Below are 12,040 nucleotides of genomic sequence, written 5' to 3'. Positions count from 1 at the left end.
AGGTTGGGGAGACCGCTGGTGCGCAGGGCACGTGAGTGGCTGTTCGAGAGGGTCCGTCGGACTCGCCGCGAGCAGGGGCTGTCGGGGCGGGAGCTCGCCGTACGGTTCGAGGTGTCGCGGAGCGCGGTGCGGAAGGCGCCGGGGTCGTCGGTGCCACCGAAACGGAAGTCACCGCCCGGCAAGGGCGTGCTGGAGTCGGCGAAGGGCTTCTTCCGCCGCGCGCCGATCCGGCCCGGCGCCGAGTCCTGCCGCTGCCCGACCACCCGGGAACCCCTCTTCCCCCGCCAGGACTGACACACAGCCGGAGTTCGGACCTCGAGATCGGTGGATCGGAGAGCATCGTGACAAGAAGACGTTCCGTCTTCAGGTCGGCCGGAGCGGCGCTGGTGGCGGCCGTGATCGTGGCGGTCGCACTGACCGTGGTGGACGTCGTGATCGCCTTCCAGGTCTACACCGGCAGCGCGATGACCGGCAGTCATGCCGAGAACGCCAGCCGCACCATGGGCGCGCTGTTCGCCACCATCCACACCGCCGACGAGGACGGCGGTCACGCCTCCGCTCGCGCCGACGACCCGGTGCAGGCCCCGTACGCGATCCGCGCCAGGGCGCTGGCCCGGGACATCGACGCCGACGCCCGTCCTCTCGGTCTGGAACAGGAGAGTGCCGCGCTGACCGCCGCGCTCACCGACTGGCTCGCCCGGCCCGACACCGGCCTTCATCCTCTTCTGTCCACCGCCGACGTCCTGGCGGCAGCCCTCGACGAACACAAGGCGGAACCGCAAGGGTGCCGTCGCCGCCCAGAAAGCCCTGCTCACCCTCCAGCTGGCCTGCGTCGCCACCCTCCTGCTCATCCTGGGCGGCCTGGCTCTCACCGTATGGCGCAGAATCGTCACGCCCCTCGCCGACCTCGAATCCCACCTCGGTCGCACCGCCGCCGACACCGCTCCCGACACCCGCATCCCCCACCGGCCCACCCCGTGGCTCGGCGGTGTCCTCGGCCAGGCCGAACACACCCTCCTGGTCCTGAAACAGGCCCAGCAGCAGGCCGACAAGCACCGCGAGGCCCTGCGCATCGATGCCGCCGCCTCCGACGGACTGCGCCGCATCCTGAACGCCAGGTACTCCCCGGGGACCGGTGTGGTCACGCACGGTCGCATCCACACGGCCGAGGGCGTCATCGCGGGCGACTTCCTCGGCATCCTCCCCCTGCCGGACGGCACCACGGTGCTCCTCCAGGGCGATGTCGCCGGCCACGGCACCGATGCCGGCCTGCTCGCCGTCCAGATCAAGAGTGCCGTCGTCGCCGCCCTCCGCCTCGCTCCCGACCTCCGCGCCGCGGCGGCCGCCGCCTGGGCCGTCGTCGCCCCTGAGGACGAACGCTTCACCACCCTCGTCATCGCCGTCCTCGATCCCCGGGGCCGCCGCCTCGCCTGGCTGAACGCCGGCCACGAGATCTTCCTGCTCCGCCGCACCGACGGCACCGTCGAGGAGCTCGGGCCCACCGGCCCGGTCATCGGCCCGTTCATCATGGACCCCGACGGCATGTGGGACGTCCAGGACCGCCCACTCGCCCCCGGCGAACTGGTCGTCCTGGCCACCGACGGCCTCACCGAAGCCCGCGCCGACAACGGCACCCTGCTCGGCCGGGAAGCCGTCACCGCAACCGTGGCCGGTGCCGGGATCGACCCACGGGATGTGGTCGGCGCTCTCTACCGGGCGGTCGAGGACCACGGCGCCGACTGGGACCGCGACGACGTCACCGTCCTCGCCGCGACCCTCCGTGAACACGACAGCCAGCCCGCCCCCCAGGACAGACCGGCTCCCTGAGCCTGGTCGGCCGCTGTCACGGCGGGCGTTTCCCCTATCTGGAACCACGTTCTATTACTGACTGGTAGTTTCGTGGGGACATTCCTTCACCGTGAGGAGAACGCCATGAGAGCACGCCAGTTATCCCGCCGCCGGATGCCGGTCCTGGCCGTTGCGCTGGCCGCCGTCACCGCGGCCGCTGTGGGCGGCGCCCCGGCCGCGCATGCCGCTGGGCCCGCCGAGCTTCGCCTCGTTCCCCTCGGCGCCGGCTACGAGGCCGGACTCCAGCAGCAGGTCGACTACTGGAACCTGAACCGGCTGTCGGCCGCCGCGCTCAACGGCGACGGCGCCGAGGCCGTCGCGCCGGCGGCGGGCTGGGACGACACCGCCCGCCCCTGGGTCAGCGGCGGGAAGATCACCCGGACGACGGGCAAACTGGTGATGCGCATGCGCAACGCCGACGGCGCGACCGGCACCGACAACCTCGCGGCCTGCACCGCCACGGTGGTCCAGAGCCAGAACAAGAGCGTCGTGGTCTCCGCGGCCCACTGCCTGCGCGTCAACTGGGGCCTCAACGCCCCGCTCGACACCAACCAGATCGCGACGAACGCGCTGTTCATCCCCGGCTTCCGCGGCGAGAACCTGCCCCGCGTCGCCCCCGGCACCGACCTGAACAGCGGCCCGGCGATCGGGCCCGACGTCGCGCCGTACGGCGTGTGGGCAGTGACGCGGGCGTGGCTGACCGAGGGCTGGGCCGCCCAGGCCAACCACCTCAACAACAACGACATGGTCGCGATGGTCGTCGACGACCCGGACGACGACCGTCCGGTCGAGGACGTCGTGGGCGGCGGCCAGCCGATCGGTTTCCACGTGGCCCGCACGACGCCGCGGACCAACTTCGGCTACCCGGCCGCGAACTTCAAGAGCTACAGCGGGCCCAACTTCACCAGCAGCGGCACGGCGGTGATCGACGGCTCCCCGAACGTGAACAACGTCCCCGCCGCACAGCAGCGCATCTACGACGGGCGCGGCCTGATGTTCAGCCAGGGGCCGTCGTGGATCAACCGCGAGTGGTGGTGGGACACCAACAGCGACCTGATGAAGACCCAGCTCAGTCCCGGTGCCAGCGGCGGCCCCTGGTTCAAGGACTTCGACCACGCCAGTGGCGAGGGCCTCCTGGTCGGTGTCACGTCGCACCTGGCCCAGTCCAGCACCGGGGGCCTCGACGCGATCGCCGAGTCCGAGAACCGCGCTCCGAGCCCCTACATGGCCGGCACGAACTTCGGCGACCAGGAGAAGGCCGCCTTCGCGACCGCCCAGTCCGTCACCCCCGGAGCCTGACCGCCGGGAGCCCTGCCGTGCGCGTCCCGAGCACGCGGACGCAGATCGCCCCCCGCTTGCCCTTGCCCGGGCAAGCGGGGCTTCGTCGGTCGGCGTCGCTCAGTCGTTCCCGTGCGGACGTCTCCCCGAGGGGTCTCGCACAAGCGAGGGCTCACGGGGCGGTGTCACCGGTAGTCGGAGGTCCTCCGCACCTCGCCGAAGCGGGGGAAGACCCGCTCCACGGCGAAGTCGTGTTCGTCCGCGGCCAGTCCGGACATCGCGTCGGCCACGAACTCCAGCCGGTAGCCGTGGTCGGACGCGGCCCGCGCGGTGGACTCGACGCCCATCGTGGTGACCAGGCCGGCGATCACCAGCGTGTCCACGTCCAGGGCGCGCAGACGCTCGTCCAGGCCGGTGCCGTAGAAGGCACCGATGGTTCGCTTGACCACCACGAGGTCGCCGTCGTGCACCAGGCCGTCGGCGAAGTCGCTGCCGGGCGGCTGTTCGGCGACGTCCGGACGGTCCACCCGTACCATCACCACGGGCCGCTTCCGCGCTCGGAACGACTCCGCCAGCTCGCGGCCGCGCTCCAGTACTTCCTCTCCCGTGTGGGGAGCGAGAGGGAGGGAGATGATGCGCGGCATCAGGTCGACCAGGACCAGGGCGGAATGCATGCCGGTGATCATAGAACCGCCCCCGTCCAGAAGGACAGATCTTCGAACCGGGCCCGCCCGTCCAACCGTCCCGGGGCCAGATGCCGGCGGTGGCGTCGTGGACGGCCCGGCCCCTCTCACCGGCCGCCCGGCCGACGTTCCGCGGACCGGGCCGTCTGATAGGGGCCCTGGGAATCAACTGCCGGCGTGCGGTGGACGTACTTCTACTTTCTCGCCCGGCAGGCCGGTGTGCCGGCGCGCGGCTGCTTCCGGAGCCGCCCCGGCGGGCCGGTCGGTCCGGAGAACTCGCGGTTGCGCAGACAGGACCGAGACATCTCCTGCCGGTCCGGCGCAGGGCTGCCGGGGTTCGGATGCCCCTCGTAAGGTGGCGCCTTGTTTCTGTGACACGGAAGAGGAGACAGGTGAAAAGGACGAGGAAGAGCCGGCACGGACGGTGGGCCGGGGCAGTGGCCTCGGCGCTGCTGTCGGTGGGGCTGCTGGCACAACCGGCCCACGCCGAGGTGCCGAACGGGGCCATCGTCGCCGGGACCGTCAAGAAGGTGGACGCGAAGCCGTACTGGGTCCTGGCTTCCACCGAGACGGACGCGTTCGCCTCCGCGCACCGCACGACGCTGACGCAGCACGCCGACGCCGCCCAGGCGCGCGGCATCCCGAAGAAGACGGTCACGGACGTGCTGGGTGACCTCAACATGACCGCCCGGTCGCCGCTGGGGGCCCCGTGCCACGAGACGAACGCGGCGGGCGCCAAAGGGTTCTGCTGGGACGACACCTACGGCGACGACTCGAAGAACCACTGGGTGCCGCAGGGCATCGCGGGATCGGGCGAGTCGGCAGCCAACCAGCAGATCGTCGGCGATCGCCAGGTCGTCGTCGCCGGCTGGCACAGCGACAGGGACGGGAGCGAGCCCGTCTACGCCACCGACCAGCTGATGCGCGTCACGTTCGCCGACGTGACGGACCGCACTCGGATCAGCTACCGCCACGTCCTGCTCGTCACGCCCACGTCCACCGGTTACGAGGCGCTGCCGGGCCATGCCGACTCGGTGACCTGGTACAAGAACTTCCTGTACGTCTCCACCGCTTCCGGCTTCGCGGTGTTCGATCTGAACCGTGTCTGGCTCATGGACGAGAGCCTCGGCGGCGTCGGGGTGACGAACGGCCGGAACGCCGCCGCCTGGCACAAGTACGCCCTGCCGGAGGTGAACCGCTACCAGCACCAGTGGGGCATCGAGGGCTCCCCGGGCTACGACGCCGACACGGCGCCCGAACAATACGACCCCGAGAACTGCGACACGGGGAACGCGAGCAACCCCCCGCCGTGCTTCGCGGGCGTCTCCCTCGATGACAGCGGCGCTCAGCCCGCTCTGGTGACCACCGAAGTCGGTCACCTCCTCAAGGACCAGCCGCAGTCCTTCAGCACCGTCCGGACGATCGTGCGCTGGCCGCTGGACCGGGCGAGCGGGCTCCTGGCCACCCAAGGCGGCATCGCCCGCCCGGAGGCCGCCTTCGAGTCGACGGTGAGCGGCGCCAACGGCATCGCGATGAACCGCGGCCGGATCGTCATCTCGGCGGCCTGTCCCGAGTTCATCGGCGGGAAGACGGTCATCCCCGGCTGTCTCTACCATGCCTGGCCCGGCGAGCCGGTCCGTCTGTGGACCCGGACGGGAATCTACGGGCAGAACGTCATGTACTGGCCGTCCACCAATGAGATGTGGACGATCAACGAGAAGTCGGGCAACCGGACGGTCTTCCACATCCCGTGGCCGAAACCGCCGGTCCCGGTGCGCTCCCTGGCCGGTGCGTGGGGCGACCTCGACGACGACGGCGCGCCCGACCTGCTCGCCGTACGCCCCCAGGCGGCGGCGTCGCCGGGCAGCGGCCCCGGCAACGGCAACCTGGTCCTCTACCCGGGGAGGCCGAGCAGCATCGGTACCCGTGGGTCGATCGGCACGAACTGGGACGGGATGAGGCTGCTGACGGGAGTCGGCAACATGCGTGGCGACTCCAAGCCCGATTTCCTGGCTGTCGACTCCACCGGGAACCTCTATTTCTACCCGGGCGGGTCGGGCGGCCTCCTGAACCGTGTCCACCTCTCCGCCGGCTGGGACGTCGTCACGTCCATGTCCGGCGTCGGCGACCTCACCGGAGACGGACTGCCCGACCTCATGGCCGTCTGGAACAACGGCACCGCCCACCTCTACCCCGGCACCGCCACCGGCGGCCTCGGACAGGCGATCCTGATCGGCACGGGCGGCTGGAACACCATGCCGCTCTCCACCGGCATAGGCGACCTGCGCGATGACCCGTCGAACCGGCCGGACGTCCTCGCCGTCGACGAGCAGGGCGTGTTGTGGCTCTACCCGGGCGTGGACAAGGGCCTCGGACCCCGCGTCGAGCTCTCCAAGGGCTGGGGCATCGTGCGCAGCATGACGGGCGTCGGCGACCTCACCGGAGACGGACTGCCCGACCTCATGGCCGTCTGGAACGACGGCACCGCCCACCTCTACCCCGGCACCGCCGACGGCAGGCTCGCCCCCCGCAAGGCCGTGGACCTCGGCTGGGGCGCCTTCGCCTGACGGGAACCGCGATCGGCCTCCCGCCTCGACACCGGCGGAAGGCCGATCCGGCCGGAACTGTCGCATGATCACCCTGAAGTGGGTGGTCCCGTTCCGGGGCGGGCTGTCCGCTCACACGCGAGCCCGCCGCCGTCCCCCACAGGGCGCCCACCGCATCAACGGCACCCCCTGCCCGGGCCTTCCTCGCCCACGCCGGTCTCGCCCTTCACCCGAGAACCCCACAGAACCAACGAAAAGATCAGTAGCCGGGTGGGCGACGGTGCGGCGCTTCGTGGTCCAGGCGGAGGCCCGGCTTCTCTGCACGGATCGTCGCCGGAGCCCCGGGCGTGGCCGAGCATTGCGTCGAATCTCGGCCACTGTGCACTCCTGGTCTCACGCCACCTTTGGTCGGCTCCCGGTGTCGCCGACAGTGCGGACGCAGGACTTCTTCGGCCGCGCTGAACGACAGGCATGCAACTTATTTCGGTCCTTAGAAGTGCAGTTGACCTGCTACTTAGCCTCTCGATCCGACCCTTGGCTGAAAATTCTTGCTGATGCTTGCGCAAGAATCACAAGGGCGGAGAGGATCCGGCCCATGGCAAACCTCATGAAGCAGATATCGCGCCCCGTCTCCCTCACCGCCACGGCCGCGGCGGGCCTCCTGATGGCCCTGACCGCAACCCCCTCCGCCGTGGCGGACACCGGATCGCCGGCCCCGGAGTGCGTGGAGTACTTCCAGGGCTGGCGCTACACCGACGTCCACAACGGCTGCGGCAGCACCGTCTCCGTCACGGTCGAGTACACGAACGGCCAGTGGGCCCCGTGCCGCGCGCTCCAGCCCGGCGAGTGGGCGACCTTCGCCGGCTACGGGACGGACGGCAACTACGTCACGGGGCTGCGGTCCTGCGACCCCGCCGGCGGCGCCTGAGCGAGAGCGCTTCGACGCGCTGCGCGGCGCAGGGGGTACGGCTGTGGTGCTACCCCCTTACGCCCCCTCACGCTCGCTCACCTTCATGCGCGGCAGGGTCTTCCGCTCGGTTGCTGTGGGGACAGGGCCCGATGCCGCTCCTCTGGTCGAGTTCCGTGCAGCGGCGGGTCGGGGCTCGCGGGTGGTCGAGGGGGACTTCTCGGAACTCGCCGGTGTGGTGCGGCAGCGGGCGAAGGCCCTGGTCCGGCTCGATCTGCCTCGGTGGCCGGCCGCGTAGCGGATCACGGTCCGGAACCTGTGCCGGCTCTCCGGGCCCGACGCCGGCGCGCAGGCCCGGCGGCCGGCCCGGAAGCGTGCCTTCTTCGACCGGCGCTCGCTGCCGCACACCGTCGTACGCAAGCACCGGCCGGGAAGCAGATGCGTGGCCGGCGCGACAGCTCGGTCGGTGGTGTCCCGGAGACGTCCCGGAGACGTCCCGGATTGTCACCCGACCCGGCACCCGCGGCGCCGCCAGGTGCGGACCGTGTCCGGAGTGATCCGCGGCCGGTCGGGTCACGTCACGGACGCGGGGTCCGAACCGCCCGTCCGCGGCCTCCGCCCGGTGGTGGGTGAGCGCCGTGCACGCTCCGGCGACGGCGGCCTGGTCAGGACGGTCCTGCGCCCGGTCAAGGGCGCTGGGCCTCGGGCACCTGGAGCGGTCGGTCACCGGTGTTGTGGCCGGTCTGGTGGCCCTGCGAGCCGGCGTCGTCGTGGCCCTGGCCGCGTTCGGCGTCCGCTACGGGCAGGTCAGCCGGATCTGGGTGGTGCCCACCCACGGCGGAGCATCCTGCCGTACGCGACGCCGGGGTAGGCGTGGGTGACCCGCACCCGTTGCGGGACGCCGGCCCGCCGCCCGGTCAGTGGCCACTCCGAAAGGGCTCGGCAGAGGACCACTTGCCGGGGACGGGGTCGCGGACGGCATGGGGCGGCCTCGCGGCGGCAGGGTACGAAAGGCCGCCGCCAGTGCCAGCCGGCGAGGGCGCCGTGGACCGCCTCTTCACGGGTTCGGCCGGCCGGGGCCGATCACTGGCCGGGGGTGCCACCCGCCGCAACGGTCCTGATCCGGTCGACCTGGACCTTGGAGGCGCGCTGAGCGTTCTCCAGAAGGACGCCATTGGCGTCGACGTAGGAGACGACCGCTCCGATGCGCATGTACACGTCGATGCCGACCTCCGTCTGCAGGGCCTGCGTCTCGTCGGCACCGCTGTCGATCGTCACCGGCTTCACGGGGTAGCCGTCCACGGCGGCCTTCTTCCGCTCCGCCACCAGCTTCCCGAGGTGCGCTGCCGCCTCGTCCTCCGTCCCGAAGGAGAAGAGCAGGAACTCGATCTCGTCGTCGGTGCCGCGGACCACGGTCTCCTTGAGGCCGCCGCCGGTGATCCCGGGGCAGGGCGCGTTCGTTTTCGACGCGCAGAACTCCTGGGCCTCGCTCGCCTGGACCGTGACCGTCTCGCCGTCGAGATACACGTCGCCGATCTCGTGCGCAAGTGGCAGCGCGCTCGTCAGACCCGTCGCGTCGAGCGCGACCGGCTGCCCTTCGCCTGCGGCCCCTCCGGTCGCGCCGGTCCCGTCACCGCCTCCGCAGCCCGTCAGCCCGATCAGCAGTGCCCCCGTCGCGGCGGCCCTCCTCACGCCTGCCCTCATCCGAAGTCCCCCTGTGGTCCCGTTGTTCGACATGATCGCCCCACCTTATCGGGGACGGTTCGAACGTTCGCGCCGGTGAAGCGCTCGCCCACCAGGGCTTCGACGAACGGGAGTTCCAGGGCGGTCAACACATCCGGTCGGGAACCGTCGAGACGAAGAAGGTCATTGACTGTGCTTCTGTGCGTTCGCACCCGCGGACACCGAGCCACCCGGACAGAAGACAGCCAGGGAAACCTCCGAAGGTCCTCGGTGACGGCATCTCCCCCACCACGCCTTTGCCGACCCGCTGGGGATCGCCGAGCCCACCGATCCCGCCTCCTCCCTCCACGTGCCGAAGGGCCCGCCTGAGGTCCGACACGACGGGGCGCCCCTCACCAACCTTCCTTGCCACGCTCGTGAACCTGAGCGCGCGACAGTTTCCGGCGAGGAAGCGCCAGCCGAACGCAATCGTTCAGGGCTCGGTGATCGGCGGCAATCGCTTGACCACGGGGCTGCCGGTCGGCTGGATCGCTGAACTCATCGCTGCGACAGGGCCGTTGCGGCATGAGCGTCACCAGGCCAAGCCGGCCGCTCGGCCTTCGGAGCACCGGAGCGCGCTCGGCGGCGGTCAGCTCGGCGGTGGCCTTCTCGGCCGGCTCCTCGCCGTCCGGCTCCTCGTCGTCCGGCTCCTGGTCCCGGGGCCGGCCCGGGCGGCGTGGGCGCCGGCGGCCGTGGAGCGCGCAGGCGCTGTCGGAGGTGAGGAGCAGCCACCTCGGTCGGGCCGGGCCGGACAGGTACGCGATGGTCCGGTGTCCCCGGATGTGTCCGGTCTCCTCGTCGTCGCGGGTTTCGCCGAGGCAGGCGGCGGACAGGCTGCGGTCGCCGGGGGGCCGTCGTCCGCGCGGCGGGCGTTGTGGTCCTCCCTCAGCAGCCGCGGGGCCCGGCAGGTCCGCCGAGGAGGGCGTCGGCGCGGGTGCCGGCCGGCGCCGTGCACACGGCGGTCGCGTCGCGCTGGAGCATCCGGTCGCCGGGCCGCTGAGCGGTGGCGTACGGCTTCACTGCCAGGTCCTCCGTTCGGTTGGCGGGCCGGTCGCCTTCGCCATACGGCTGTTCCCCGGTCGAATGCCGCGGTGAGTGCTGGGGGCCGGCGGCAGGCAGCCGTTCTCCCGTCGCGTCGCCGTGCCTTCGCCGGTGGTCAGCGGTACGCGGCTCGTGCTCGGATGTCCTGCCAGACGAAGGCCACGAGACCGAGCAGAGCTCCTGCGTGGAGCAGCCACCAGCCGCCTTCGAAGGAGAACGACAACTGGGACGCGGCCGCGGCCGCAGAGGGCAGGTTGTCGAGAGGGGGCTCCCACGCCACGTCGGCCACAAGGAGCCGCAGGGGGAGGGCGACGGCACACACGTAACCCATCAACCGTGGGGCGTCGCGGGAGCGATGCGGTGCGGCGGCCCTGTAGATCAGGGTGGCTTGGGCGATGAGTACGGTGAGCAGCCAGGGCCAGGCGAAGAGCTCGGCGTGCAGAGCGGGCCCAGGGGCCTCGTCGAGTCCCAGGGCCTCGTAGGCCGACAGATTCCAGTGATGCGGCTGCGCGCTGCCGATGTGGATGTCGGCCTGGAACGCCATGAGCGGCAGGGCGCCGCCCCACAGCGCCAGCACGGCCACACAGGTCAGCACGGCCCCGACAAGGGCGCCCCGCCGCACCCTCGGCTCCGCGCGCAGTGGATGTACCGGAGGGAAGGCGGGTCCGGCAGAGGCAGCAGGGGCGTGGAGCCCGGCTGGCGGACCAGCCGGCATGGGGGGGCGCGGACGCGGTCTGCGTGGGCAGGACGTGCGGGAGTGCGGGCTGGTGGTCGCGCGCGGTGGGTGTCGGCGGGAGGTGCGGCCGCGGTGCCGGGTCGAGGTCCAGCAATCGCGCGGCGTGGCTGCCGAGTTGGGCCAGTACCTCACCCGGCAGCCACGGGCCGTCGGGAAGGGCGCTCGTCTCCGCGGCGATCTGCTGCGGTGTGGGCCGCGATCGGGGGTCCTTGTGCAGGCAGGCGCGGATGAGGGGCAGCAGGGTGTCCGGGACGCCGCCGAGGTCGGGCTCTTCCTGCGCGATGCGGAACATCTGTGCGTGCGCGCCGCTGTCGGCGGTGCCGAAGGGCGCACGTCCCGTGGCGGCGTACGCGAGAACCGCGCCGAGGCAGAACACATCGCTCGCCGGGGTGAGTTCGAGGCCGCGGACCTGCTCGGGGGACATGAAGCCGGGCGATCCGATGACCGCGCCGCCGCGTGTCATCACGCCGTCCGTGCCGAGTCCGTCCAGTGCGCGGGCGATCCCGAAATCGATGACGCGGGGCCCGTCGACGGTGATCAGCACGTTGGCCGGCTTCAGGTCGCGATGGATCAGCCCGGCTCCGTGAATGGCCTCCAGCGCCAGGGCCAGCCGGTTGGCCAGGGTGCGCACGGAGTGCTCCGGCAGCGGGCCGTGATCACGGGCGACGACCGAGTGCAGGTCCGGCCCGGGAACGTACTGGGTGGCGACCCAGGGTACGGCGGCGTCGGTATCGGCATCCAGCACGGCCGCTGTCCACTGCCCACCGACGCTACGCGCGGCCTTGACCTCTCGCGCGAATCTGCGCCGGAACTCCGGATCCTGGGCGTATGCCTCCTGGATCACCTTGACCGCGACGGTCCGCCCGCTCTCGGACCGCCCCAGGTACACCCGCCCCATTCCGCCCTCACCCAGCCGGCCCAAAAGCCGGTGGCGCGCGATGTGTGACGGGTCGTCGGCCGTGAGCTGCCGCATGCTGTCCCCCTACGCCGACACACTCCGCCGGCTCCCCCTGGCCACCGCTGTCGGAGGCCGAACCCTTGAACGCAGGTGAAGATACTCCACGCAACGGATGCCCTTCCGGACCCCGCACCTTCAACTTGCGTGTCGTTCCTGGTGTTTGGGGAGGCCGGAGGCGCCGCACGAGGCGCGTTCACGTACGCGAGAGGCGGGATTCGTCCGGCCGAGCGCGCCGCGGCGGCGCCGGACACGCCTCCGCCCCCGGCCGGCCCTGCGCGGAGGAGGCGCAGAGGGCGATCAGGGGGCGGAGGCGGGGAGGCG

At 71.7% G+C, this 12,040-nt stretch carries 10 protein-coding genes and 1 pseudogene; 5 read left to right on the top strand and 6 right to left on the bottom strand.

Features of this window, described 5'->3' with window-relative positions; translation table 11 throughout:
• Positions 1–18: 18 nt before the first annotated feature.
• A complete protein-coding gene (locus AB0E83_RS08350) occupies positions 19–294 on the top strand; it encodes an HTH domain-containing protein (RefSeq protein WP_362107788.1) in 276 nt (91 codons plus the stop codon).
• A 387-nt stretch (positions 295–681) separates the two neighbouring features.
• On the opposite strand, the gene AB0E83_RS08345 is transcribed toward AB0E83_RS08350, so the two are convergent.
• Positions 682–1,149 (bottom strand): hypothetical protein, encoded by a 468-nt coding sequence (locus AB0E83_RS08345; RefSeq protein WP_362107785.1) that lies wholly within the window; start codon positions 1,147–1,149, stop codon positions 682–684.
• Between AB0E83_RS08345 and AB0E83_RS08340 the strand changes: the two genes are divergently transcribed.
• Together AB0E83_RS08340 and AB0E83_RS08335 are read left to right on the top strand one after the other, a co-directional pair.
• Positions 1,138–1,827 (top strand): PP2C family protein-serine/threonine phosphatase, encoded by a 690-nt coding sequence (locus tag AB0E83_RS08340; protein ID WP_362107782.1) that lies wholly within the window; start codon positions 1,138–1,140, stop codon positions 1,825–1,827. The two genes, AB0E83_RS08345 and AB0E83_RS08340, sit on opposite strands and share 12 nt — an antisense overlap.
• Positions 1,828–1,932: 105 nt before the next feature.
• Positions 1,933–3,147, top strand: a complete 1,215-nt coding sequence (locus AB0E83_RS08335) for a hypothetical protein (protein WP_362107780.1) — start codon at positions 1,933–1,935, stop codon at positions 3,145–3,147.
• A gap of 164 nt (positions 3,148–3,311) precedes the next feature.
• On the opposite strand, the gene AB0E83_RS08330 is transcribed toward AB0E83_RS08335, so the two are convergent.
• Positions 3,312–3,800: an isochorismatase family protein gene (locus AB0E83_RS08330; protein ID WP_362107777.1), complete on the bottom strand. Its 489-nt coding sequence runs from the start codon at positions 3,798–3,800 to the stop codon at positions 3,312–3,314.
• A gap of 401 nt (positions 3,801–4,201) precedes the next feature.
• Here AB0E83_RS08330 and AB0E83_RS08325 point away from each other — a divergent pair, with 401 nt between their 5' ends.
• Both AB0E83_RS08325 and AB0E83_RS08320 read left to right on the top strand, forming a co-directional pair.
• Positions 4,202–6,376 carry a hypothetical protein gene (locus AB0E83_RS08325; protein WP_362107775.1) on the top strand — a complete coding sequence of 725 codons (2,175 nt, stop codon included), beginning with the start codon at positions 4,202–4,204 and terminating at the stop codon, positions 6,374–6,376.
• 574 nt (positions 6,377–6,950) lie between these two features.
• Entirely contained in the window at positions 6,951–7,283 is a 333-nt protein-coding gene (locus AB0E83_RS08320) for an alpha-amylase (RefSeq protein WP_362107772.1), read from the top strand.
• A gap of 1,062 nt (positions 7,284–8,345) precedes the next feature.
• On the opposite strand, the gene AB0E83_RS08315 is transcribed toward AB0E83_RS08320, so the two are convergent.
• The 4 genes and pseudogenes from AB0E83_RS08315 to AB0E83_RS08300 form a co-directional block, all read right to left on the bottom strand.
• On the bottom strand, positions 8,346–8,954 hold the full coding sequence (locus AB0E83_RS08315) for a hypothetical protein (protein WP_362107770.1): 609 nt from the start codon (positions 8,952–8,954) through the stop codon (positions 8,346–8,348).
• A 915-nt stretch (positions 8,955–9,869) separates the two neighbouring features.
• Positions 9,870–10,004 carry a hypothetical protein gene (locus tag AB0E83_RS08310; protein WP_362107767.1) on the bottom strand — a complete coding sequence of 45 codons (135 nt, stop codon included), beginning with the start codon at positions 10,002–10,004 and terminating at the stop codon, positions 9,870–9,872.
• 136 nt (positions 10,005–10,140) lie between these two features.
• Positions 10,141–10,608 (bottom strand): hypothetical protein, encoded by a 468-nt coding sequence (locus AB0E83_RS08305; protein ID WP_362107956.1) that lies wholly within the window; start codon positions 10,606–10,608, stop codon positions 10,141–10,143.
• 232 nt (positions 10,609–10,840) lie between these two features.
• Positions 10,841–11,734: pseudogene (locus AB0E83_RS08300) on the bottom strand (serine/threonine-protein kinase); the annotation flags it as partial.
• Positions 11,735–12,040 lie beyond the last annotated feature (306 nt).

This window comes from Streptomyces sp. NPDC035033, assembly GCF_040636735.1.
Classification (GTDB): domain Bacteria; phylum Actinomycetota; class Actinomycetes; order Streptomycetales; family Streptomycetaceae; genus Streptomyces.
This window is presented reverse-complemented; position numbering and strand designations above follow the sequence as displayed.